The 25,903-nt window shown below is 37.2% G+C and carries 26 protein-coding genes; 6 read left to right on the top strand and 20 right to left on the bottom strand.

The features are described 5' to 3' along the window. Positions 1-15: 15 nt before the first annotated feature. The 7 genes from acpP to yceD form a co-directional block, all read right to left on the bottom strand. Positions 16-252, bottom strand: coding sequence for an acyl carrier protein (gene acpP / locus DK857_RS16645; RefSeq protein WP_004247087.1), 237 nt, complete (start codon positions 250-252; stop codon positions 16-18). Between the two features lie 157 nt (positions 253-409). Further along, entirely contained in the window at positions 410-1,144 is a 735-nt protein-coding gene (gene fabG / locus DK857_RS16640; protein ID WP_088493190.1) for a 3-oxoacyl-ACP reductase FabG, read from the bottom strand. An 8-nt stretch (positions 1,145-1,152) separates the two neighbouring features. Then, complete coding sequence (gene fabD, locus DK857_RS16635) at positions 1,153-2,085, bottom strand: ACP S-malonyltransferase (protein WP_109402762.1); 933 nt, start codon at positions 2,083-2,085, stop codon at positions 1,153-1,155. Positions 2,086-2,104: 19 nt separating this feature from the next. After that, on the bottom strand, positions 2,105-3,058 hold the full coding sequence (locus tag DK857_RS16630; RefSeq protein ID WP_098943375.1) for a beta-ketoacyl-ACP synthase III: 954 nt from the start codon (positions 3,056-3,058) through the stop codon (positions 2,105-2,107). A gap of 4 nt (positions 3,059-3,062) precedes the next feature. After that, positions 3,063-4,100: a phosphate acyltransferase PlsX gene (gene plsX, locus DK857_RS16625; protein ID WP_109395326.1), complete on the bottom strand. Its 1,038-nt coding sequence runs from the start codon at positions 4,098-4,100 to the stop codon at positions 3,063-3,065. 24 nt (positions 4,101-4,124) lie between these two features. Next, positions 4,125-4,295, bottom strand: a complete 171-nt coding sequence (gene rpmF, locus DK857_RS16620) for a 50S ribosomal protein L32 (RefSeq protein WP_006537252.1) — start codon at positions 4,293-4,295, stop codon at positions 4,125-4,127. 5 nt (positions 4,296-4,300) lie between these two features. Next, the gene (gene yceD, locus DK857_RS16615) at positions 4,301-4,834 is read right to left on the bottom strand and encodes a 23S rRNA accumulation protein YceD (RefSeq protein WP_036937758.1); all 534 of its coding nucleotides are present in this window, start codon (positions 4,832-4,834) and stop codon (positions 4,301-4,303) included. Between the two features lie 141 nt (positions 4,835-4,975). Here yceD and DK857_RS16610 point away from each other — a divergent pair, with 141 nt between their 5' ends. Together DK857_RS16610 and DK857_RS16605 are read left to right on the top strand one after the other, a co-directional pair. Continuing rightward, positions 4,976-5,575 carry a Maf family protein gene (locus DK857_RS16610; RefSeq protein WP_109395325.1) on the top strand — a complete coding sequence of 200 codons (600 nt, stop codon included), beginning with the start codon at positions 4,976-4,978 and terminating at the stop codon, positions 5,573-5,575. 45 nt (positions 5,576-5,620) lie between these two features. Continuing rightward, positions 5,621-6,022, top strand: coding sequence for a hypothetical protein (locus DK857_RS16605; protein WP_109395324.1), 402 nt, complete (start codon positions 5,621-5,623; stop codon positions 6,020-6,022). A 104-nt stretch (positions 6,023-6,126) separates the two neighbouring features. On the opposite strand, the gene rluC is transcribed toward DK857_RS16605, so the two are convergent. After that, positions 6,127-7,080 (bottom strand): 23S rRNA pseudouridine(955/2504/2580) synthase RluC, encoded by a 954-nt coding sequence (gene rluC, locus DK857_RS16600; RefSeq protein ID WP_098943379.1) that lies wholly within the window; start codon positions 7,078-7,080, stop codon positions 6,127-6,129. A 531-nt stretch (positions 7,081-7,611) separates the two neighbouring features. Between rluC and rne the strand changes: the two genes are divergently transcribed. Further along, complete coding sequence (rne, locus tag DK857_RS16595; RefSeq protein WP_109402761.1) at positions 7,612-11,046, top strand: ribonuclease E; 3,435 nt, start codon at positions 7,612-7,614, stop codon at positions 11,044-11,046. A gap of 178 nt (positions 11,047-11,224) precedes the next feature. Here rne and tmaR read toward each other — a convergent pair whose 3' ends face one another. After that, positions 11,225-11,563 (bottom strand): PTS system regulator TmaR, encoded by a 339-nt coding sequence (gene tmaR, locus DK857_RS16590; protein ID WP_036937771.1) that lies wholly within the window; start codon positions 11,561-11,563, stop codon positions 11,225-11,227. A gap of 256 nt (positions 11,564-11,819) precedes the next feature. After that, on the bottom strand, positions 11,820-13,082 hold the full coding sequence (locus DK857_RS16585) for an MFS transporter (protein WP_109395322.1): 1,263 nt from the start codon (positions 13,080-13,082) through the stop codon (positions 11,820-11,822). 254 nt (positions 13,083-13,336) lie between these two features. Here DK857_RS16585 and DK857_RS16580 point away from each other — a divergent pair, with 254 nt between their 5' ends. Both DK857_RS16580 and sbcB read left to right on the top strand, forming a co-directional pair. Beyond that, entirely contained in the window at positions 13,337-13,747 is a 411-nt protein-coding gene (locus tag DK857_RS16580) for a VOC family protein (protein ID WP_109395321.1), read from the top strand. A 266-nt stretch (positions 13,748-14,013) separates the two neighbouring features. Next, complete coding sequence (sbcB, locus tag DK857_RS16575; RefSeq protein ID WP_109395320.1) at positions 14,014-15,444, top strand: exodeoxyribonuclease I; 1,431 nt, start codon at positions 14,014-14,016, stop codon at positions 15,442-15,444. Between the two features lie 67 nt (positions 15,445-15,511). Here the strand turns inward: sbcB and dld are convergent, their stop codons facing one another. Next, positions 15,512-17,272 (bottom strand): D-lactate dehydrogenase, encoded by a 1,761-nt coding sequence (gene dld / locus DK857_RS16570; RefSeq protein ID WP_109402760.1) that lies wholly within the window; start codon positions 17,270-17,272, stop codon positions 15,512-15,514. A gap of 230 nt (positions 17,273-17,502) precedes the next feature. Next, positions 17,503-18,390 (bottom strand): LysR family transcriptional regulator, encoded by an 888-nt coding sequence (locus tag DK857_RS16565; protein ID WP_075673168.1) that lies wholly within the window; start codon positions 18,388-18,390, stop codon positions 17,503-17,505. A gap of 148 nt (positions 18,391-18,538) precedes the next feature. On the opposite strand from DK857_RS16565, the gene DK857_RS16560 reads away from it, so the two are divergent. After that, entirely contained in the window at positions 18,539-20,188 is a 1,650-nt protein-coding gene (locus tag DK857_RS16560) for an alpha-keto acid decarboxylase family protein (RefSeq protein ID WP_109402759.1), read from the top strand. Positions 20,189-20,644: 456 nt separating this feature from the next. Here the strand turns inward: DK857_RS16560 and DK857_RS16555 are convergent, their stop codons facing one another. From DK857_RS16555 to DK857_RS16515, 8 genes are all read right to left on the bottom strand, one after another. Next, the gene (locus DK857_RS16555; RefSeq protein WP_109402758.1) at positions 20,645-20,989 is read right to left on the bottom strand and encodes an immunity 8 family protein; all 345 of its coding nucleotides are present in this window, start codon (positions 20,987-20,989) and stop codon (positions 20,645-20,647) included. 97 nt (positions 20,990-21,086) lie between these two features. Continuing rightward, positions 21,087-21,695 carry a hypothetical protein gene (locus DK857_RS16550; RefSeq protein WP_109402757.1) on the bottom strand — a complete coding sequence of 203 codons (609 nt, stop codon included), beginning with the start codon at positions 21,693-21,695 and terminating at the stop codon, positions 21,087-21,089. Between the two features lie 116 nt (positions 21,696-21,811). Beyond that, complete coding sequence (locus DK857_RS16545; RefSeq protein WP_109402756.1) at positions 21,812-22,174, bottom strand: hypothetical protein; 363 nt, start codon at positions 22,172-22,174, stop codon at positions 21,812-21,814. Between the two features lie 403 nt (positions 22,175-22,577). Next, a complete protein-coding gene (locus DK857_RS16535; RefSeq protein WP_227003198.1) occupies positions 22,578-23,000 on the bottom strand; it encodes a hypothetical protein in 423 nt (140 codons plus the stop codon). Positions 23,001-23,164: 164 nt separating this feature from the next. Continuing rightward, the gene (locus DK857_RS16530; RefSeq protein WP_227003197.1) at positions 23,165-23,398 is read right to left on the bottom strand and encodes a hypothetical protein; all 234 of its coding nucleotides are present in this window, start codon (positions 23,396-23,398) and stop codon (positions 23,165-23,167) included. Then, positions 23,395-23,655 carry a hypothetical protein gene (locus DK857_RS16525; protein ID WP_109402754.1) on the bottom strand — a complete coding sequence of 87 codons (261 nt, stop codon included), beginning with the start codon at positions 23,653-23,655 and terminating at the stop codon, positions 23,395-23,397. Before DK857_RS16525 ends, DK857_RS16530 begins: the two co-directional genes overlap by 4 nt. A gap of 186 nt (positions 23,656-23,841) precedes the next feature. Beyond that, on the bottom strand, positions 23,842-24,081 hold the full coding sequence (locus tag DK857_RS16520) for a hypothetical protein (protein WP_109402753.1): 240 nt from the start codon (positions 24,079-24,081) through the stop codon (positions 23,842-23,844). Continuing rightward, positions 24,065-25,567, bottom strand: coding sequence for a VENN motif pre-toxin domain-containing protein (locus DK857_RS16515; RefSeq protein ID WP_109402752.1), 1,503 nt, complete (start codon positions 25,565-25,567; stop codon positions 24,065-24,067). The genes DK857_RS16520 and DK857_RS16515 overlap by 17 nt, the downstream gene beginning before the upstream one ends. Positions 25,568-25,903: the final 336 nt, after the last annotated feature.

Raw genomic sequence — 25,903 nt, 5'->3', positions numbered from 1 at the left:
CCTAGATTAGCAAGCTTATTTGCCTGCGTTTTCAACGTAATCAATAGCAGCTTGAACTGTAGTAATTTTTTCTGCTTCTTCGTCTGGGATTTCGATATCGAATTCTTCTTCCAGAGCCATTACCAGCTCAACTGTGTCAAGAGAATCAGCGCCTAAGTCATCAACAAATGAAGCTGAATTTACAACTTCTTCCTCTTTAACACCCAGTTGTTCAACAATGATTTTCTTAACGCGTTCGTCGATAGTGCTCATACTATTAAATTTCCTATCAAAACTCGCTTGCGCGATGATTTTCTTAGTTTATAAATACAGGAAAAGATCTAACCAATCCCGACTGTGTGGACTACTTTATTCGCTATATTTTGCATTATATTGTACGCAAAAAGCAAATATAAAGACGTCCCCATAATTAGATCATGTACATGCCACCATTGACATGCAATGTTTCACCCGTGATATAGCTTGCTTCATCAGAAGCTAAGAAAGCTACAGCACTGGCAATCTCTTTGGCATCACCTAAACGGTTAGCAGGGACTTGAGATAAAATACCTGCTCTTTGGTCATCTGTTAATGCTCTAGTCATATCAGTTTCGATAAAGCCTGGAGCAACAACATTCACCGTAATGCCACGGGAAGCAACTTCGCGTGCTAATGATTTACTAAAACCAATCACACCCGCTTTTGCTGCCGCGTAGTTTGCCTGTCCAGCGTTACCCATGGTTCCAACAACAGAACCAATGGTAATTATACGACCATGACGTTTTTTCATCATAGCACGCATAACTGCTTTAGACAGACGGAAGACTGATGAAAGATTAGTGTCAATGATATCTTGCCACTCATCATCTTTCATGCGCATCAACAGGTTATCACGAGTAATACCTGCATTATTGACCAAAATATCAATTTCGCCAAATTCAGCACGCACATCTGCTAAAAATTTTTCGATAGAGTCGTTTTCTGTGACATTTAACACAAAACCCTTACCCTTACCGTCTAGATATTCGCTGATAGCTTGCGCACCGTTTTCACTCGTTGCTGTACCAATTACTGTCGCACCGCGTGCAACTAAATCTTCTGCAATCGCACGGCCAATACCACGGCTTGCACCAGTAACTAGCGCTATTTTTCCGTCAAATCCCATGAGATCCCTCAGTCATTTCCTAATGCAACATCTAATGACGCAATATCATTAACTGCTGCAGCGTTCATTTCTTTAGAAATGCGTTTTGTTAAGCCAGTTAATACTTTTCCTGGCCCGATTTCTAATAGTTGTGTGATACCTTTTTCGGCAATAAGTTCAACCGTTTCAGTCCAGCGAACCGGATTATAAAGCTGGCGAACTAACGCATCACGAATTGCATTCGCATCAGTTTGCGCTACCACATCAACGTTATTAACAACCTGAATTTCAGGTTGTTTAAATTCAATTTCTTGTAATGCAACCGCAAGCTTATCAGCTGCCGGTTTCATTAAAGCACAGTGAGAAGGCACGCTTACCGCTAATGGTAAAGCACGTTTAGCACCTGCTTCTTTACATAACACACCAGCACGTTCTACGGCTTCTTTGTTGCCTGCAATAACAACTTGGCCCGGTGAGTTAAAGTTTACAGGCGAGACAATTTGTCCTTGTGCTGCTTCTTCACAGGCTTTTGCAATAGCGTCATTATCTAAACCGATAATCGCATACATTGCACCGGTACCCGCAGGCACGGCTTCTTGCATCAGTTGACCGCGTAATTCTACTAATTTAATTGCAGCTGCGAAATCAATAACACCCGCACACACTAAAGCAGAATACTCGCCAAGACTGTGACCTGCCATCATTTGTGGCATTTTGCCTTGTTTTTCTTGCCATACACGCCAGATAGCAACAGAAGCTGCTAATAATGCTGGCTGTGTTTTCCAGGTTTTGTTTAGCTCTTCTTCTGGACCGTTTTGAACTAAGTCCCAAAGAGAATAACCCAATACATCAGATGCTTGAGCAAATGTTTCAGTCACGATTGGGTATTGCTCTGCAAGTTCTGCAAGCATTCCAACAGCTTGTGATCCCTGACCGGGGAAAATCATTGCAAAATCAGTCATGTTTATTTTCCTGATAATATTAAAAACGGATAAGTGCAGAACCCCAAGTAAAACCACCACCAAACGCTTCCAGTAAAATTAACTGACCACGTTGAATGCGATTATCTCTTACAGCTTCATCTAATGCTGTTGGGACTGATGCTGCTGACGTATTGCCATGGCGATCTAATGTCACCACTACTTTATCCATTGTCATATCCAGCTTTTTCGCTGTCGCTGAAATAATTCTTAAATTTGCCTGATGAGGCACAAGCCAGTCCAGTTCAGATTTATCAATTTTGTTAGCTTCAAGTGTCTCATCCACAATGTGGGCAAGTTCACGAACTGCGACTTTAAATACTTCGTTTCCTGCCATAGTAACGTAAGCAGGTAAATCGACACTTTCTCTACTCTGATAAGGTAATGCTAATAGATCACCAAAACGTCCATCAGAATGTAAATGGGTAGAGATAATGCCTTCTTCTTCTGATGCACCAACAACCACAGCACCTGCTGCATCACCAAATAGGATAATCGTGCCACGATCTTCTGGATCTAACGCGTGAGATAATCTGTCAGCACCAATAACTAATGCTTTTTTAACAGAACCAGCTTTAATAAATTGATCCGCAATACTTAATGCATAAACAAAACCAGAACATGCAGCCGCAACATCAAAAGCAATACAGTCATTAATCCCTAATGCATTTTGAATTTGGCAAGCCGCGCTTGGAAATGCGTGTGAGCCAGATGTAGTCGCAACAATAATCAATCCAATATCTTGCTTATCAATACCTGACATCTCTAATGCTTTTTCGCCAGCGCCCGCCCCCATCACAGCAACAGTTTCTTCTTCTGCTGCAATTCGACGTTCATGAATACCCGTTCTGGTAACAATCCACTCGTCAGATGTTTCAACCATTTTTTCTAAATCGGCATTAGTTCGCACTTGTACAGGCAAGTAACTACCAGTACCTAAGATTTTTGTATACATTCTATCAGTCGCTCTTGGGTAATACTGTTGTCAGCCGTGAAGCAATTCGCTCTGGAATTTTTCGCTCAACGGCATGAACAGCCTGTTCTATTGCTGCTGTAAACGCGCTTTCATTTGCGCCACCATGGCTTTTAATGACGATACCGCGTAATCCTAACAGAGAAGCACCGTTATACTGGTCGGGGTTCATATGCCCAAAACGCGTAATTAGCCGTTTTTGTAACCACTTCTTCAATATTTTCATCCACCACGACGTTTTTTTATTTTCGGTAGTAGAAGATTTAATCAATGAAAGGAAAACTCTGATAACCCCTTCCATCGTTTTAAGGGAGACATTACCTGCGAAGCCGTCACACACCAAAACATCAGTTTTGCCTGTCAGTAATTCATTACCTTCAACATAACCAATATAATTAATATTCGGTGTCGATTTTAATACCGTAGCAGCTTCGCGGATATTATCTAATCCTTTACTCTCTTCTTCACCAATATTTAAAAGCGCCACTTTCGGTGAATCAATCTCTGCTATTTCTTCGGCCATAACTGCGCCCATTACCGCAAACTGTACCAGCATTTTGCTATCACAATTAACGTTAGCACCTAAATCCAGAACAACCGTCTTACCTTTTTTCTGGTTAGGTAATACCGAAACCAGTGCAGGACGTTCAATTCCATCAATAGCATTAAGTCGAAGTTTTGCTAATCCCATCAATACACCAGTATTCCCTGCACTTACACAAGCCTGTGCTTCCCCTGTTTTCACGAGATCAAGTGCCACTCGCATTGATGTGCCTTTACTTGCTCTAATAGCCTGTGAAGGTTTAGCATCATTGGCGACAATATGTTCTGCGGGTATAACTTGTAAACGGGAGATTAGCTCAGCATTTTGATTTGCAAGCAGAGGAGAGATAGAGTCTGGTTGGCCTACCAGCAATATTTTTAAATGAGGATTAGATGCCAGCGCCCGCAAACAAGCAGGCACTGTGATGCGAGGACCGAAGTCCCCGCCCATCGCATCTAACGCTATGGTTAGATTTGTCAAGGTATCAACGAGCTATAAAGCTAATTACTTGTTGATAACCTTGCGGCCACGGTAGTAACCGTCAGCAGTTACATGGTGACGCAGGTGAGTTTCACCAGAAGTTTTGTCAACAGAAACCTGAGTTACTGTCAGCGCGTCATGAGAGCGACGCATACCACGTTTAGAACGAGTTGGTTTGTTTTGTTGTACGGCCATTGACCTTACTCCTTAGTACTTTTCTTTAAACTGGCTAATACGGCAAATGGATTTGGTTTCTCTGATAATTCTTCAGGGAGTTCACCAAACACCATATCCGCGTCGGACACTTCACAGTGTTCAAAATCATGTACCGGAACTACCGGCAAGTTGAGGATTATTTCATCTTCAATCATCGCCAGCAAATCTATTTCACCAAATTCGTTTACATCGACTGGTTCATATTCCTCCGGTAATGCCTCGGCCCGTTCATCACTGACAACAGGGCTAAAACAATATGTTGCGTGAACATGATACGGAAAATGGCCACCACAACGCTGACATTCTAAAGTTACATCCACATCGGAATGTCCTTTAATCACGGCAAGACGTTGATGGTCAATATCAAATGATAAAGCCACATCAATATTACTGTCCACACTGACCACCGATTCAGCTAAGCGGCTTACTTGCTCTGGAGAATAATGACCGTCATAGTCTAAATTCTTTTGAGCTGCTCGCAGCGCATCAATGGTCAGGGGTAATTTTACCTTTTGCATAAGGCGCGCATATTATCTTTGTAATGGAATATAGTCAAAGAAAAAGGCGGGTTATCTACACCTTTCCACCAAAATTCGCTTTATCAGCGGCGCATAGTTTAGAATGTCAGGCATCATTTTGCTACGGATTTTAAAAAAAATATGTTGCCACTCGTTCTTGCGTCTACTTCACCCTTTCGAGCTCAGTTGCTGAAAAAGCTTGGAATGCCCTTTATACAGGCATCTCCAGAGATTGACGAAACCCCAAAACCCACAGAGTGCGCTCAAGATCTTGTCAGCCGCTTATCCTATGAAAAAGCTAGCGCTTTACAAGCAAAATTTCCACATCACCTTATAATTGGTTCTGATCAAGTTTGTGTGCTGAATAAAAAGATCACGGGGAAACCCCATAATTTTGATAATGCCTTTGCACAATTAAAACAAGCTTCAGGGCAATGTATTTCGTTCTACACCGGATTAACTGTATATAATAGCCTAACGTTAGAACATCAAACACATTGTGAGTTATTTCAAGTTTACTTTCGTCATTTAACTGATGAAGAAATTATCAGTTACTTAAATAAAGAAATGCCTTTCAATTGTGCAGGAAGTTTTAAATCTGAAGGGCTAGGCATTACTCTATTTGATAAACTTGTTGGCGATGATCCAAATTCTTTAATTGGTTTACCACTTATCCGATTGAATAAAATGTTACTCTCGCAAAGAATAAACCCATTATTTTTCTCTGATGATCAAAAATAAATCTGATCATCTTATTTTTAATCTTATGTAGCGATAAAGCGTATTATGAATAAATTAGCATCAGTCTTAACAGCTTTAGTGGTGGTAACAGCATTAGTGGGTTGTTCTGATGAAAAAGATACTGAAATTTCAACAACGAAAACAACTACCACCGCAAATACTATCCAAGACAGCGTGATTTCAGACAAAAAAGAGGACAACACATCCTTATTTAAAAAGAACTTTGTCAGTAGTTGCATATTAGGTTCGGGTATTACTGATGATGCGCTAATTCCTCAAATTGCCGAAGTGTGTGAATGCACTTACGACAATATTATTAAAAATTACGGAATAACAGAATTTATCCGTGTAGATATGGAAATGCGCAAAAACGGCTCAAAATCACTGCCTAAAGAGTGGGATATTGATAAAATTGTTGAGCAATGCATGACAAAAGTCGAAGGTTAATCCTATTTTCTATTCACGTTCTTAGTGAATTAAGAAAAACAATACGCCCAGCTAACTGGGCGTATTGAGTATTCGAATTTTCTGTTGAAACAAAAACTTCAAGCTTAAGATTTTTGACTACGTAATACTTGTAAACAATGACGTAACTGATTATCCATTGGCGCTTCAATTCGCATTTGTTCACCCGTTGAAGGATGAGTAAATGTCAAAGAACTTGCATGTAAGAATAGGCGCTTAAGTTTTGTTCCTACCAATTGTGAATCAAAATCACGATCACCATAGCGATCATCAAATGCAATAGGATGACCTGCATGTAATGTATGCACACGAATTTGGTGTGTTCTTCCTGTCACAGGGCTTGCTTTCACAAGTGTGGCAAATTCAAAACGCTCTTCAACCTTAAAACGAGTCTCTGAAGGTTTTCCTTCATTACTCACTTTAACCACTCGTTCACCACTTTGAAGAATATTTTTCAATAACGGTGCTTGAACAACTTTAGTATGAGATTGCCACTGCCCACGAACTAAGGCTAAATAATCTTTTTGCATCTGTTTTAAGCGTAATTGCTCATGCAACGCACGCAATGCTGAACGTTTCTTTGCAATTAATAAAACACCCGATGTATCTCTATCAAGACGATGTACAAGCTCTAAAAAACGAGCTTCTGGGCGTAATGCGCGTAGGCCTTCAATCACACCAAAACTTAACCCACTTCCCCCATGCACTGCGGTTCCTGAGGGTTTATTGATGAGCATTAAGTGGTCATCTTCATATAAAATACAATCTGCCAATGCCGAAACTTTATCAAGTTTTGGTGATACAGCGATCTCTTCTTTTTCTGATACCCGTACAGGAGGAATACGAATACTGTCGCCTGCATTAATTTTGTATTCAGGTTTAATTCGCCCTTTGTTAACTCGAACTTCTCCTTTTCGGATAATTCGGTAAATCATACTTTTTGGTACACCTTTCAAGCGTGCCAGTAAAAAATTATCGATACGCTGGCCTGCTTCATCGCCATCAATGGTGACGAACTGAACTTGATTAAATGATTTCATAGTGGCGATTCTTTGGCTCTCTTAAAATAAAAATTACAAACAACTTTATGGTGCACAAAATAACATCAATTCTGTCGTCTATTTTAACCTGAATAATGGGAAAAAGACGAAACATTAGCTAATCTCTCATATTTATACAGAAAAAGTCACCAAAGCAGAAAAGTCATCTTGCTATAACCCTAACACCAATGGAATAATGCAGACTCTCCTGATTATGTTTATCAGGTATATTTATGAAAATTTTGTTTGTTTGATTTTCAAAATGCAGCAATGGCGTAAGACATAGTCGAAAATCAAACAATTTAGTATGCCATAAATACATCGCTTATTGAGTTGAAACATTGTGTTCAATTAAAGAGTGCTGAATTTTTGAACTAAAAATCAGACTCACCGACATATTGCACCTCTATACAATCGACAACCGTGAGGTTGACGCATTTGTAAAAGACACGAGGTCATCGGTTATCAATAGTGTAATTACGTATGTTAGTGGCACATTATAAAACGTGAAAATAACGAGTAAGTCACAATATGAAAAGAATGTTAATTAACGCAACTCAGCAGGAAGAGTTGCGTGTTGCCCTTGTCGATGGGCAACGTTTGTACGATCTGGATATCGAAAGCCCCGGTCATGAACAGAAAAAAGCGAATATCTATAAAGGTAAAATCACTCGAATTGAACCCAGCTTAGAAGCCGCTTTTGTTGATTATGGTGCGGAACGCCACGGTTTCCTTCCTATCAAAGAAATAGCCCGCGAATACTTTCCTAGTAATTATCACTCCCATGGTCGTCCTAACATCAAAGATGTCTTAAAAGAAGGCCAGGAAGTTATTGTTCAAGTTGATAAAGAAGAGCGTGGTAATAAAGGTGCAGCGTTAACCACTTTTATTAGCCTTGCAGGAAGCTATTTGGTATTAATGCCAAATAATCCTCGTGCAGGTGGTATTTCTCGCCGTATTGAAGGTGAAGATCGTACTGAACTTAAAGAAGCTTTATCAAGCCTTGAAATCCCAGATGGCATGGGTCTGATTGTACGTACAGCTGGTGTTGGTAAATCAGCTGAAGCACTGCAACAAGACTTAAGCTATCGTCTAAGACACTGGGATGCTATTAAGAAAGCAGCTGACAATCGCCCTGCACCATTCTTAATCCATCAGGAAAGTAATGTAATCGTTCGCGCATTCCGCGACTATTTACGTCCTGATATTGGTGAAATCTTAATTGATAACGCAAAAGTCGTTGAAATGGCACGTAGCCATATTGAAGCGATTGGCCGTGGTGATTTTGCTAGTAAAATTCGCCATTACACTGGCGCCGTTCCTTTATTTAGCCATTACCAGATTGAATCACAGATTGAATCTGCGTTTCAGCGTGAAGTTCGCCTTCCTTCTGGTGGCGCTTTAGTTATTGATACAACTGAAGCATTAACAGCGATTGATATCAACTCCTCACGCTCAACCCGTGGTGGTGATATCGAAGAAACTGCATTTAATACTAACTTAGAAGCAGCTGACGAAATTGCACGCCAATTACGTTTACGAGACTTGGGTGGTTTAATTGTTATCGACTTTATTGATATGACGCCTGTGCGCCATCAACGTGAAGTTGAAAACAGAATGCGTGAAGCTGTTCGTCAAGATCGTGCTCGTATTCAAATTGGACGCATCTCTCGCTTTGGTTTATTAGAGATGTCTCGCCAACGTTTAAGCCCTTCATTAGGTGAATCTAGCCATCACGTTTGCCCACGCTGCTTAGGCACTGGTACTATTCGTGATAATGAATCACTGTCACTTTCTGTGTTACGTCTTATTGAAGAAGAAGCACTTAAAGAAAATACCCATGAAGTGCATGCGATTGTACCTGTTCAAATCGCCTCTTATTTGCTGAACGAAAAACGTAAAGCTGTTACCGACATCGAGTTACGTCAATCTAATGTCAAAGTGGTTATTGTTCCTAATGACCAAATGCAAACCCCTCATTTCTCTGTTATTCGTGTACGTAAAGGCGAAGAAATTACTTCTCTTAGCTACAACTTAGCGCAATTCCATGAAAATCAGTTAAATGAAGCTGAAGATGATGTTGTTACAGAGCGTAAAGCACCTGAACAACCTGCTATTTCAGCCTTTGGATTACAAGAAGAAACTGTTGCTGAAACAGTAAAAAATAAAAAGGCGCCTCAACCTCAAGCTAAACCTGCTAAAACAGAAGAAGCTCAAGGTACTGGTTTCTTTGCTTCTATTGCAAAATTCTTCTCTAACTTATTTACTAGTGAACCAGAGCCTGCGGTAACACAAGAAAAACCACAGGAAAACAAGAAAGAGAACAACGACAATCGTCGTGAGCGTCGTAATAATAATCGACGTAACAATAATAATCGCCGTGACCGTGATAACGATCGTAATCGTGATAACTCGAATAGCGAAGACAATCGCAAGAATCGCAATCAAAAACCACAAACGACTCCAACAACTGAAGTTAGTAGTGAACAAGAGATTGCAGAACGCGAAGCTCGTCGCCAGCAGCGTCGTGAACAACGTGCTGAACAGCGTCGTCGTCAAGAAGAGAAACGTCAACAACAAGAAGCAGCTAAAGCTCAAGCAGCTCTTTCTGAGAATGATACTGTTGCAAAGAATAGTGCTGATGAGAAGAAAGAAGAACCTCGTCGCCCTGCTATGCAACGCCGTAATCGTCGTCAATTAACACAATCTGTACGTGTGACTGACGATGGTAATACATTAGCCGTTGTACCTGTTGCGACCGAAAAAGCAGTTTCTGAACCACCAGTTGCAACGACACAAACTAAAGTTGCCCCAACTGAAAAACCAGCACCTAAAGCAGTCGCTGTTGTGAAAGTTGAAGCAAATGAAGCACAAGTTGTAACAGCACTACCTGATGCAACTAAATCACAAGATGACAATAAGAACGAAGATAATAACGGACAAGATAATGTTATGCCACGTCGTTCTCGCCGTTCACCTCGTCATTTACGTGTAAGTGGTCAACGTCGTCGTCGCTATCGTGATGAGCGCACCTTAACAGTCTCACCAATGCCTCTGACAATGGCAGTTGCTTCTCCTGAACTGGCTTCAGGTAAAGTCTTCATTCGCTATCCAGTCACTCCTGTAAGTGATGCACCATTTATTGAGAATGATGTTGAAAACAACAATGACGTTTCTGTTGGAAACCACATTATTACTCATAAAGATCCACAAATGGTAGCTATCGCACCGGTGGTTTCAGAAGCCATTGTTGCTGATATTGCACAGACAGAAACCTCTGAATCAACTTACTCTGTCACTGTTAGCACTGAATCAACCACTGAAGCTATTGCTGAAATTGTTGCAGTAGAGCCACAAACTGAGCCTGTTGAAACTAACGTGATCAGTGATGCAATCAATGAAGTGAATACAGAAGAGCATGTTACTCGTAAAGAGAATATTTCAGCAGTATTGAATACCACTGAGGCTTACATGCATGAAACTTCACAACAAATTGAAACAAATATCGCGCCAGAAGAAGTTGCACAAGATACGGTTGCACCAGTAGAAAGTGAAACATCAACACCTGAGCCTCAACCTGTTGAAGCAGTAATAGCAACTGAAGAAACTGTTGAACAACACAAAGAAGTTGCTGCTGTTGAAATTGTTGCTACCCCTGTCGTTGAAACTGTCATTGAAGGCCAGCCAGCAGAAAACGCAACACCGGTTGTGGAAGTTGAAGCAGTAACAGTGAGCAAACCAGCTGAAGTCGTTATTCGTCAAGAGCCTGTTGTAGCTACACGCCAACTACATGCAAGCTCACCAATGACAAAAGCACCAGCCGCTGATGAAGCGCCTGTGGCAATTGAAATCAAAGCGTGGGAAGCACGCCCTGCTTTTGATAAAAAAGGCCGCACAGGTGCAGGCGGACATTGTTCTACTAGCCACGCGTCTTCAGAAATGACGAAAGCTGAAAGCAAAAACTAATAATAAGGTGTTATTAAGAATATCTTGATAATACTTCTAAATCGAGAACCCACTTTTTAGTGGGTTCTTTTTTTGGTAACTGTTCACAAATTAACTGAGCATTTATAAAGCCAAAAATAAGATAAAAAAAAACCTCTGAATATTTAATTCAGAGGCAGTTAATTTCTTAGCAAAGCAATCAGTCTTTTAGATCAGGCAGATTTTTAATTTCGCCCATCGCTTTTAACTGCTTAGATAATTCGCGACGCTCTTTAGACAGATCGGCATTTTTAATAATGTAATCGTCAACACGATCGTCATAGTCACTACGCATATTAGCAATAATACCCAGTACATCTTCAATCGACATACCTGGTTTAATATATTCACTTAAGTTGTCTAACAAAAGAACACGTTTTTGGTTATCACGGATCTTTTTCTCATTGTCAGTGATCTCACGACGGATTTTGTTCTTACGACGATACATACGCACAAACTCCAGTACGTTTTGGAAAGACGGCTTGTTTGCGTTATCCATTTCCTACACCTTTACAATTGATATTTAAGATAAATAGTTCTGTTTAAGATTATCGCTTAATCGTGTCAATAAACAAGTAAAGTTTACAAATTTAATTGGTTTTGCTTAATTAACAATTAATTAGGATTATATGTATTAATAAATATAGTCAACATTCTTTAACCCGTAAATGTTCACTTAATTAATAATAAAAAAATGGCTACACATTTTCACTGGTAGCCCAAATCGACACTACAAAGGATAAACTTATGAGCGATTAAATAGGTTGTGCTTTATTTTTATCTTCATATTGTAAGCCATCAAGTGGCAATAATGCTTTCGCATCTGAACGTAAAAACATAGCAGAGAGAAGTGTTGTTCCTATCACTATACATCCCATCACCATATAAGTTGGTGCAAAACCATAATGATCATAGCCATAACCCGCTAATGGAGATAATAATGTTGCGACAATAGAGCTCACACATTGAAAACCGACTAAATAAAGTGTTGAAGACAAACGTTTATCAAAATGTTGGCTGTTATATTTAAAAATTGAAATTAATAAAATCGGTAATTCAACCGCATGTAATAATTTCATACAAGAGATCAAAACAGGCCCTTCAACTAATCCGGAACCAATAATACGTGCAGCCATAACACTACTTGCTAGTAATAAGCCATTTTTAGCACCAATTCTATTTACAAGGAAAGGTGCGATAAACATACCACCAGCTTCTAAGAATACCTGCAATGAATTCAGATATCCGTACATCTCATTTCCCTGTTGTAAGGTTGCAAATTGTGATGAGAAAAAGACGGGAAATTGTTGGTCATAAACCCCATAAACACAGGTACCAATAACAAACAATATAAGCGCCCAAAAGCGCGGCAATGAAAGTAAATTCAGCGCATCTTTGAGGGTAATCGCTGATGTTTTCCCATGCTCTAATTGATTAAATGCGTCTGATTTATCGGTCTTTAATAGTGCTAAAAGAATTAAGAATACAATGCCAGAAATAGAAGCCATTACAAAATTGTAATTAGGATCGATATTTATATTGTGTCCGGCAATAAAAGTTGCTGATGCCCAACCTAACGATCCCCACATTCTCGCCCTACCATATTCAAAACCACGAATACGACTAACACGCTCTGTGTATGACTCTAATACACCAATGCCCGCATTAAATGTCATTCCAACATATAAGCCCCCTAAAATGGAGCCAACAAATATATTCCAACGTAGTATTGATGCGAAACCTAGAAAAAAAGGCCCAGAAAGAATAAGCAATACTGCAATCACTAATAACAAATTCTTTCTTAGTCCTAATTTATCTTGAATAAAGCCATATAAAGGTTGAGCACATAGCGCAATCAGAGAAATTGCAGAAAATATTAATCCAGTATCAGTCGCTTTTAGCCCTACATACTGATTTAACCAAATAGAAACTAATGAAAATGATGATGACCAGGTAAAAAAGAAGAAAAATAACAGTGCACTTAAGATCGCATAGTATTTTTTTGAGTCTTTATTCATTGTTTTAGTGCCTTATAAAGTCATTCCACCCCTAAATGTTAACGTTAACTTTTAAGTTAACAAACAATTTTATCGCTTTAATGTGATATAAAGCACATAAGTTAACGTTAACAACTTGAACTATGTGTTCTAGATCCACTTTTATCTTTTATTACTGTTATTCACAGTAAAACGCACAAATAGGTATCATATAATCCATTTTCATTGGTTTCCTTTGCTAAAATAGGTGTATCTTTCATAACTATCTTAAAGCCATGCTAACTGATTTAAACCACCTAACCCTCGCCGTCAATAATGTGAATAAAAGCTTTGCCTTTTATACTGAAATATTAGGTTTTAAACCTCTTGCTTTATGGGATAACGGCGCTTACCTACAACTGGGTTCCTTATGGCTATGTTTATCTCACGATAAACGCCATATTACTGAAGACAGTGATTACACCCATTATGCTTTCAGTTTATCTGCAAATAATTTTGAAACCTTTAAACAGCATCTTTTATCCCATGACATTACTGCATGGAAAGAAAATAAAAGCGAAGGTGATTCATTCTATTTTTACGATCCTGACTATCATAAACTTGAAGTCCATGTGGGTGATTTAAAAAGTCGCTTAGAAGCTTGTCGTCAACATCCCTACTCTGGTATGCAATTTTTCGACAAATAAAAAGATGATAAGAATGAGTAGCTAAAATAATACGATAGATATGCTTGTTGTAGTTTTATGTTATTGTCATCAAAAAGATCAATATTAGTGGCGGTACGCTCCTACTTATCCTTACTGTGACACCCTATATTAAACACTACATAAGTACGCTTTGATCTGACATTTCACGTTTACCGCATTATGGTTTACCATGGTCTTAATTAAGCCCAATACAACTCATTGAGTAATGATTTTAAAAATCATCAATAAATTTACGGTAGGAAACCTTGTCTAATTCAGCGAAAACGCCCACATTTTACATCCATGACTACGAAACCTTCGGCACTAATCCTGCCCTAGATCGCCCAGCTCAATTTGCAGGTATAAGAACTGATATGGATTTCAATATTATTGAAGATCCTCTCGTTATTTATTGCAAACCTAATGATGATTATCTACCTCATCCAGAAGCCGTGATGATCACGGGAATAACACCACAAATTGCGGCAAAAAATGGGATGGTTGAAGCAGAGTTTACTCGCCAGATCCATCAAGCTTTTAGCCAACCTAATAGCTGTATTATGGGTTATAACAACCTTCGTTTTGATGATGAAGTCACTCGTAATATCCTTTATCGTAATTTTTATGATCCTTATGCTTATAGCTGGCAAAAAGGAAACTCGCGTTGGGATTTACTTGATGTTTTACGTGCCTGTTATGCACTGCGCCCTGAAGGTATTATTTGGCCTGAAAATGAGGACGGTTTTCCAAGCTTTCGTTTAGAGTTATTAACTAAAGCCAATGGCATTTCTCATGAAAATGCCCATGATGCAATGTCTGATGTTTATGCCACCATTGCGATGGCAAAAAAATTAAAACAAGCTCAACCACGAATGTTTGATTATTTCTTTAATTTACGTGATAAACGCAAAGTGCAAGCGCTAATTGATATTCCAGCAATGACACCGATTGTGCATGTTTCAGGTATGTTTGGTGCCGCGCGTTCTAATTTAAGTCTTGTTGCCCCATTAGCGTGGCATCCTGATAATCGTAATGCAGTTATTGTTTGTGACTTAGCCGCAGATATATCTCCTCTATTAACCCTCAACTCAGACCAATTACGTGAGCGTTTATATACACCACGTAGTGAATTATCAGCTGATGAGCCACCTGTTCCAATTAAATTATTGCATATTAATAAATGCCCAATTGTCGCACCGCAAAAGACATTAAGACAACAAGATGCAGATAGAATTGGTTTAGATGTTGATACTTGTTTAAAAAATCAAGCGATCTTGTTTTCTCACCCTGATATACGCAATAAAGTTGTGGAAATATTTGCACAACAAACGCCTTTTGCTGTATCCGATAATGTTGATTCACAGATTTATAATGGTTTTTTCAGTGAAAATGATCGTAGTGCGATGGAGATTATTCGCTCAACACAACCACAGAATTTACCAGCTTTAGATTTAACGTTTGAAGATGCGAGAATGGAACCTCTATTTTTCCGTTATCGTGCAAGAAATTATCCTTCAACGCTTGATTATGATGAACAACAACGTTGGTTGGCGCATAGAAAAGAGATGTTAACGCCAGAAAAACTAACGGAATATATTAATACTATTCAGTTATTAGCGGAAGAACACGCTGATAACGAGGAAAAATTAAAACAGCTACAAGAGCTTTATTTATATGCTCAAGAGATTGCGAGTTAATTGATAAAATAAAAGGCAGGTTTTACCCTGCCTTTCTTGTTGCTTAAATAAGCTCAGTATAAAACTATTATTCTTTATTCTCTGTATTAGCCTCATTATGAGCGCGTCCACAACCACACTCATCTCCCCAATATTTTAATTTTGAGGTTTTACCAATACCTGGGTTCATGCTATTGGTTGGATCGTTATGTTTATAGAATGCTTTTAATTGAGGCTTAGCATAATACATATGGCCCACGTTATGCTCTGCGGGATATTCTGCTCCACGTTGATCTAATAGCGCCAGCATTTCTGCTTTTAATGCCTTAGCATCAACACCTTTTTTAATAATGTAATCTTGGTGCATAACGTGACACATAAAATGCCCACAATAGAGTTTATAAAGTAATTTACTCTCTATTTCGGGTGGTAGTTTTTCAAACCAATCTTTGTCATTACGACGCAATGCAATATCTAATGGCAACACATCTTCTACGTCATTAACATGAACGGCATGATAACGGACAGCAGCACCTGCGGCGGCAAAACGATGCAAGAAGGCTTTATTTCCCTCTTCTTCAGTACATTCAAAATAATCGCCTGATGCTGATTTAAAGTATTCTTTTAAATAAGTCGCAGCTTCTTCAATTCCATCATCAGCCATTCTTAACATAAGATGATGTTCATATTTGTCACGAAAATCTGTCATACGCTCTGGTAAATGAGCAGGCCATAGTTTGCTCATAAATTGCATGGTTCTATCTACCATATTTTTAGGTAAGAAAGGCACTTTATTTAATACCGCATCTACTCGCCCTTTTACGGCAAATAATATTGGCATTTTATCTGTGCCTAATTTATCAATCACCAAAAACGTATCTTTTCCATACACTTCAGCCATTTTATAATAGCTTCTGTGCATATATTCTCCAGCAACTGGTAGCTTTTTAAAATGACTTAAAATATGACGGCGAATATCTTCAAGCTCGTCCGGATTATTAGTACCAATATAAAAAACCTGAGTGCGATGATCTGCTGGGAAAGTATCTAATCTCACGGCAAATACAGATAATTTTCCTGCGCTCCCAGCGGCTTCATATAAACGGCGTTCGTCATTATTAAAACGAGATGGTGTATTAGCATCAACATCGCGTATACGCTCATGATATTCATGGTCAGAAGCTAATTTTTCTGTCGTTTGTATCTGTTTCTCATGATAATGACGATTATCTAAATTAGTTAATATTTCTTCTGGCGTTTCGCCTAAATCAATACCTAAATGGTTAACTAATTCAGCTTCCCCTTTTTCATTAACACGAGCATAAAGTGATAATTCGGTATATGCAGGTCCACGGCGAACTAAAGCACCACCTGAGTTATTACAAATCCCCCCTATTACTGACGCACCAATACAAGATGATCCAATAACAGAATGAGGCTCACGTCCTAATGGCTTTAATACTTTTTCTAAATGCCATAACGTACTGCCAGGAAAAGCGATAACTTGATTATGCTCTGAGAGAACCTGTATTTTATCTTGACGTAATGTACTAATAATTACGATGTCTCTATCATAATCATCACCATTAGGTGTCGAGCCTTCTGTTAATCCAGTATTCGCCGCTTGCATAATAATAATTTTATCGGCTTCAACACAGGTTTTAAAAACTCGCCATTGTTCTAATAAATTAGCGGGAAAGACAACAGCTAATGCCTTACCTTGTCCTGAACGAAAACCTTTACGATAACGTTCTGTTTTATGTGCTTGTGTTAATACCTGTTTTTTACCAACAATACCTTCAAGTTTGCGAATAAAATGTTGATTTACAGAACTATTATTCTCATTCATTTTCCCTATCCTATTCCTGTCTTGTCTGATTACTCTTTTATTTGCCCGTTTTATTATTACTCGTAGGACTACGTGCAAAATATAAACTTATCATTTATGTAACTACTTTTATACATCTATCCGCGTTTCTTAAAAAATAACATTTATTTATTTTTAATCATTTTATTATTTAAAGATAATTTTGATATTTATTTCTTAAATAGAATATAAATAAGCTCCATTTTAATGTTTTATTCTATTATTAGCTTTTTTCTTGCTAACTGTTCCCATGCTTGGCAACTGCGGCTTTTATAGTTATTTTTATTATTCGCTAGTGCTATTTGATATGACAATATTGGCTCGACCACTGGAACAACAACCAAATCATCAATAGGGTTTTTATTACACATGCTGTTAGGTAAAAGCGTTATTCCCACACCCGCTTTTACCATTGCAATAATTAAATCTAAATGATTGCTACGCCCCGCAATAATAGGCATAGTATTGTAAATACCACAAGCACTATAAATTAAATCATTAATACGAAAATCTTCAGAAAAGAAAATAAAAGGCTCATTAATCAACTCTTTAAAATGAACTTCCTTTTTTATAGCCAAAGGATGGGATGGCGACATTAATAACATTAAGTGGTCTTCTGAAAAAGGTATTAATTCAAAAGTATCTTCATTAAAAGGCAATACGACCGCGGCTGTTTCAACTCTTCCTTCTCTCATGGCATCGGCCATTTGCTTGGTGCCTAGTTCAAATATTTTTAGTTCAACCTGAGGATGAAGAGAACTAAATGCCATAATAATATCAGCAAAATAAGTCGAGGCTATTACAGGAGGTAATCCAACATTTAATACCCCTGTTAATGGCCCAGACTTATCCTGTAATGCTTTATTCATATTATTAAATTGCGCAAGTATCTGTTTTGCATGTTCAAATAGTATTGCACCATCATCCGTTAGCCTGACACCATCAACTTCTCTCAGTAATAAAGTTACACCTAACTCATCTTCTAATTTTTTAATACTACGACTAATCGCAGGTTGAGTGATAAATAGTGCATCAGCGGCTCGGCTAAAACCATTTAATTGAACAACCTCAACAAAATAGCGCAATGTGCGAATATCCATTAGCAACGCTCACCTTATTACATTTAGTTATACCCTCAATGATAATAAACCATTTCATATCAAATAATATCCGCGATAAAACATTAAGCATAATGTAAAAGCATTCTTCTACTTTTACAGACTATTATTCGGATTTTATGGAGATAATATGAGTAAGACTGTCGTTGAGTATATGTTAAACCGCCTATATGACTTAGGAATAAGTGATGTTTTTGGTGTTGCAGGTGATTATGCGTTCCCCATAGAAGATACTATTTGTAATAGCAACCATATGCGTTGGATTGGTAACTGCAATGAATTAAATGCGGCTTACGCAGCTGATGGTTATGCCCGAATTAAAGGTATGGCTGCGTTATCGACAACATTTGGTGTTGGTGAATTAAGTGCGATTAATGCTATCGCTGGCTCTTATGCAGAAAACTTACCTATCTTTCATTTAGTTGGTATGCCAGCAAGTGGTGTACAAAAAAGTAAGCGTCTGGTTCATCACACATTGGGTAATGGTGATTTTGATATTTTTTATCAATTAGGCCAACGCCTTGCTTGTGCTCACACAATATTGACACCTGAAAATTGTATTCCCGAAATGGAACGCTTAATTGTGACTGCATTAAAAGAGCGTCGTCCTGTTTATATTGGCTTACCTTCTGATTATGCCACTATGCAAGTGATAGAATATTCACCAATCATCACACCGAAAAAACCAATAAGCGATCAAGAAATACTTGAAAAAGTAGTATCACTCATTATTGAAAAACTTACACACAGCAATAATACCTGCGTATTGCCCGGTATTTTATCCGCACGTTTAGGGTTATCAGATAGTGTTCGATCTTTTATTGATAAGACCGGCTTACCTTATGCCACTATGTTTATGGATAAAAGTATTTTAAGTGAATCTCATCCTCAATATGTTGGTATGTATGATGGCAAATTAATGACACCTGAAGTCAGAGAATTTGTAGAAAATAGTGATTACGTATTAGGAATTGGTGCAATGATGACTGACTTTAATACAGGGAGTTTCACTGCCAATATTAAATCAAAGCAATATATCAGCATCATGCCAGAATATGTTGAGATTGATTCTGTTATCTATACATCCATTTATATGGAAGACGTGCTCTCAGCACTAACTCAAAGATTACCGAATAGAACTTATCATCAGATAAAAGCCAAAGGATTAGGCAAAGCTGTATTATCTGATAATAGTAAAATTACTGCTCAGTATCTCTATCCTCATTTAGAAAAGTTTTTTAAACCTAACGATATTATTATTGCTGAAACAGGTACATCATCAATGGGGTTAGGTTTTTCCCTATTACCAGATGGTGCACAATTCCATAATCAAACATTATGGGGTTCTATTGGTTGGGCAACACCTGCATCATTTGGTGCTGCACTTGCAGCGCCTAACAAACGAGTTATTTTAATTACAGGTGAAGGCTCGCATCAATTAACCGTACAAGAGATTAGCCAATTTGTTCGTTTTGGATTAAAACCAATCATCCTTGTTTTAAATAACGATGGTTACTTAATTGAACGATTATTATGTGATTATCCCGAAGCTTATTATAACGATCTTGCTCAATGGAATTATCATCAATTACCTAAAGCATTTGGTGCAAGAGATTGGTATTGTGAGAAAGTCACAACAATAGATGAATTAAATAAAGCGCTTGAAGTCGCAGGATCCTCAGAAAATGCCTCTTATATCGAAATAGTAACAGAGCGATATGAAGCTTCTGAATTAGCACAAAAATTAAAAGAGTCTAAAGATTCGCTTTATTCTTTTTAAGTTATAGTATGATTTAAATAATAAAACCTAGCCAATGTTTATTTAACTTAGGCTAGGTTTTTGATAGTGTTCTTTGAGTCTTGCCAGAGATTTATCTATTCTGTTCAGCCAAATAAAATTAACTGTCACTTTGAATTTTTTAATAACTAAAAATACTGTATTACTTATTTCATTTTTTAATTTTATACTTATTTACTAAAGTTATTTTAAGTAATACTTTCTCAAGATATATTCCATATAAATTTTAATTATAAATTTACTTGCTTATTTTATCCACATAACACTTGAAGGTAAATGGCTTAGAAATATTTTTTATTTTTTGATGCGAAACAAATATTTATTTTCAAGTGATGTTCACAGTGTACTTATGTATTTTATGTCTAAACATTTTAATAATTTCAAAATTCTTAATACTAAATAAACTCATCAACTAACGATGCCATGTAATTAATACAATTAAAAATGGTAATTTTCATACTCCCATGCAAAATAACAAGAAAGTTTCCCTGCTATTTCTAACCATGAGTTACCATCACACTTGGCAATATAACTATTAATAACTTTTTTTATTTCATTAATATTATATTCCGGTGTAATAAGTATATGTCTTAATATCCGAGGTCCCCATATATTCTTCAAAATCCATTCAGGAGAACAAACCAACAGATCAAAATTATCAGCACCATTACTCTCTTCGGTGCCTATACGTAGTAATAAACTCAAAGAAAAACACTCATTATCAGGATAATAATTATCTAAATCATAAAAATCGCTAGATAACTCTTTTAGTATTGCTTTCAAACCAATTCCTCATTGTATTATATCTAAGTATTTATTATCGACACAGATTATATTCTAGAGAAAATATCTTCATTTATATTTTATGAAAATCAAGATATTAATTTTTACAATATATCCTTGGGAAATACTCATCAATTTTGTCGTTATCTAATATTCTGTCGAGAGTAAAATCTACTGTATCAGAAACAGCTATTCCATAACGTAATTCTTCAGGAAAGTCATAGATTGAAGCGTATATCGTTGGTACTAAGTACCTAAAATAGTCTCCCATTTTTGTTTTTCCAGTAAAACCAACTGGATAATCTTCCCCTGCAGTATTGCCTTCAATTCCATGATAAACAAAAAAACCTTTATTAGCAGGTAGATTAGACTCACTATAATGACCAGATTTTACCAAATCAGCTTGAAGATTATAGATAATATTATTTCTATCTAAATCAGATCGTTGCCGCCAAGCTGAGTATAAATCAAGTTCAAAATAGCCATTCTTATTTCTTGGATAGTGGTTAAATACTTGAGACTCTTCCCACATATACTCACAGAGATGGTCAAGTAATGGCTCTACATTTTTAATACGTAACAAATTTATTGGTAGATCACCAAAACAGTTATTTACCATAACCGCAATTTTTCCATTTTTATCCATTGCAAACCAAGTATAAATAGTACCAAAATTAGGTTCCCAATATTCATTTAAAACACTCACTATTCCTTTCCTTTAGCCAAGTAACACTGCAATTGTCGCAAGTGGAGTCTTTCTGAGCATTAAGATCCGCAATCTTGAGCTGCATTCCAAGAGTTGACTGGGATTTATCACAAAATTTAGATTGAATTTTCACCATTCAAAAGCACAATAATATTTTCCTCTCCTAACTCATTTCTGAGCATATTTGCTACTTCAGAAGTGTTCAATTCAGGGAAGAATTTATCATTCACTGATATCATAAAATATGACTTCGGTTCTTCAAGCCCAAATTCTTCCGCTATTAGTAGATCTGTTTCCTTTTTATATTTTTCGACTCGATCCTCAATAAAATTCAATTGTTCATGTACTAACACTTCATTAGCAGCATACATAAGATATGACTGCTCGAATAAATAACCGTAATTTAATTTAATTACATCTAATTTAGGTTGTAATGACTCAACATCTAACTTGGTATAACATGTAATATCAATTGCCATCCTATCTCCTACTTGATTCTCGCTGGCTTACCAAATGGTAGAGATATTCACTATAACTCAGATGACTATCTTTTGGTTTCTTAGATCCTAAAAGGCCGAAAGAATAATATATAAATAACCATTTTGAAATTACTTTCTTCAGTGATTCTAAATATGAAGAAATAACAGCTGAAATTACATATAACAGACAAATATATTGCCAATTGAATAAGGACAAAGGAATTAATAACATAGAAATAGAGTTTTGTTCTGATGCGAAATACTTTCAGAAAAAATCCAATGAAATTTAAGTTAAATGACTTTTTAGAAATTCTAAATGAAGCTGTAAGTGACTTAAAAAATTCATGATTCAAGTGTGCTCCCAGCTTTAAACTGGGAGCAGTTCATAAGATAGATTTTTTATTTAAATCAAAATAAGTTCGCCGTGTCGATCAAAAGGTGGATCAACCGGATAATGACGAGTATAAACATTGATAACATGCTGTAAATAACTATTCAGATCCCAATTCGTGTTCTCTACACATTCATCATTTTCATTATAATTAAATATAAGGTCTGGATTATCTGAATCTGTTAGTAGAAAGAGATATTGTGTATAACTTTCTACTGAAATAAAAAATGGTTTTTGTTTTAACAAATCATGGCATTGGATCGATGCCAGCTCTTCTCTTGCACCAATTTGAAATAAAATATCACCTCTTATGGTTTCCTGACCTTGATAAAATACTAGTGGATCATCACCAAAAAGACCACCACTGCAGCGCCCCATACACCTTAAAAACTCATAGAATTGCCCTGTAATTCGAATATCATAAAGGCGTTCCATGCTGGAAATTTCTTTATCAGAATATCCTCTTATATAACTAATATCGATAGATAATTCCGGATAAACTGAGTGTAAATATTCGATTAATTTTATATTCATAATATTATTAATTTACGTTAAAATATCTAAAATGGTTCAAAGTTTGAAATTTTATTCTAAAAAAATTATTTTAGTTTATTTTCTTTTATATATAACATTCCAATACCTAACCCCATAATTGCACCTCCACCAATACTTACTTTTAATGCTTTTTTTATTTCATTAACTTTAAATGAAATTGAAATATCTGAATAAAAATAAAAAAACACCTCCACTAAAAAATAAAAAATCATTACACTTATAAATGAAACAAATATAAACATAATCATTAACACTATAATAAGAAAAATTATTTTCACTCTTTTTTCTCCTCTTCATCTTTTTTTTGTATATAAAAAACACCTAATTCAGATATAGCACTACTACTTAAGTTACCTGCTCCAGAAGAAATTCTAATTTCGGATACTTCCTGCATAATATAAGAGTTTCCCTTAACTTCTGACTCTGAATATTTTCTTAATACTTTATTAAATCCGGGATTATTGCCTTTTGTTATTATTTTACCAACCCAATTAGTTACAGGTTTTGCTATAAAATTACCTAATCCATACTCCATTAATGCTCCACTTCCTGTCGTGATTGCCCCTATTGCTGGAAGAGGTGATTTTGAATATCACGCTCAGTAACGTTATCGTTGGTTTCTAAAAGGATTGATGAGTATCACGGGCTAACAAGCCAAGGTTATTGAGACGGAGTGATAACCAAAAGAAAGATCCCACCATTTTGAGATGGGATCTTAACATCATCTACGTAACTTATATTCTATAAACCACATCCCTATTCCAACGACTAGCCCAGCCCATAGACTTGCTTTAATAATCTTTTTTAAAAACTCGATTGAAAAAATAAAATCTCCACCAATCAATAACCAAATAATACACTCACCTATGCTGTATATAACCAGCCCCATAATAAACAGGACTACCGCACACAAAATAGTCATAACAAGAAAGTATTCAAATTGATTAGTTTTTTGATTCACTATTTTTTTCCTCAACTTCCTTAATTTTCTCTTGCATCAGAAAGTTTGTAGTCTCTGTTGTAAAGGCAGAGCCTATATTTCCCAAAATACCAGGCAAAGGATGGGGTTTCATATCTTTCGAAAGTCCATATAATCCTTTTATAGCTCCACCTTGCAATTTAGGGTTATATTTGGGATCCCAACCTCCTGTTTTCCACAATTTATATTGATTCCATCCATAACTTATAGGCTTACCCGCGAAACCATATCCCACGCTAGAACCAATACCTGCAGTAGTGGCATTTGTAAGTATTGTAAAAGGATCATCCCCCTTAAACATACTTGCGGCTCCCCCCATGCCTGCATTCCAGGCAACTGTTCCCCCAAGCTTCGTATACGCCGTCATAGCGCCTGTTCCAAAAGCAAACACTACATCCACGGAATTGATTTCTCCTGTAAATCCATATTGAATCCCAGCATTTGCTGTGGCTCCTATTGTTCCTGTTGTGAGCATCATTTTGCCTGTCCCATCTCCCAATAAATATGCCGTGGCTTTACCTGCCCCTCCCAATAGCGGTGCCATAACTCGGATTGTCAAACCACCCTGCAATACCTGAAGAGGAGCATCACCAATAGCCGCATTATCTCTGTGGTAGCCATACGTATTGGCTAGGTTATCGGCTTTTCTGAACAGTTTTTCTTCTTCGGTTTGTGTACGTGTCCAGTTCAGAGCACCCAGCCATCCGTTTTGCTCATATGCCCGTTGCCTTTCCTTGTCTGCCCAAGCATTTTTCGCTTCTGTACGCCCTGCATATGGGAAGCCTTTGTTCGAGAGCAGCGATGAATCCCCTTCTTTTAACAACATAATGACCAGCTGTTCGACAGTTTTGGTATCGTGCAAGTGAGTTTTTTCATAAGCATATTGCTGCAATTCCTGCAGAAATCTCTGTTGCTGCTCCGGTGTCAAAGACGCCGGATCTTTCCGGTACTGATTTAACAGTTCATCATTGATTTGGTCACGGACTTCCAACGCCAGTAACTCACGAACATCCCTCTCCGTATATTTGTTTTCCCGTAATGCCTCACGGCTTTTATCTAATGCCTCGCGTGAAATATCTCCCAAAAAGTTATTCTCAACTACCACTTTCCCGGCTTGAGCGGCATTAGCAACGCCTGTGCTATTATCGCTGATTAAACCACCGACAATCCCTGAAGTTAACGTTGCCCATGCACTTATATTCTGCTTTTCAGTTTCAGTGAGTTCTTCGGGGGTTTTGCCATAAAGTGAGTGCGATAAAATACCCACTGTTTCCCCTGTCATTGCGCCAGAGGCTTGCACTACTGCATTCTCACCTTTTGCCAACGCAAGGCCTGCATTCAGTAATCCGTGCGCTATCGTGCGCTGAATATCACTTTCAACACTATTACCTTGAATTTGGTTTTTCACTTCATTAGCAAGATAAGGGGCGGAACCATTAGCAATCGCGGTAACAATATTGTTGCCCATGACACCTTGTGTAAATACGGTGATGGCTTGGATGGCACGGGTGTATTTGCCGCCCGTACCAAAGTCTGATTGGTTGGTATAATCCTGTAATAATTTCCTTAATAAACTCAGATCAAAAATATTTGAAAACTTTTCTTCCCATCATATACTTTGCCTACTTTTAAATGGAAATTAATACATTAAAAGTAGGCAAAGTATATGATGTAAATTACAATCTCTGAATATCTTATTTTAATCTTCGTACTTAAAATCTATATTAATTTTCATTGTTTCTAGATCTAAAGTAATTTCACACCCATGCCAAAATGATTTTTTTTCCGATTTTATGTTATCAAT

Source organism: Proteus terrae (assembly GCF_003144325.1).
GTDB classification, from domain to species: Bacteria; Pseudomonadota; Gammaproteobacteria; order Enterobacterales; family Enterobacteriaceae; genus Proteus; species Proteus terrae.
Note: the sequence above shows the minus strand (reverse complement) of the source record. Positions and strands in the feature narration are given on the sequence as shown.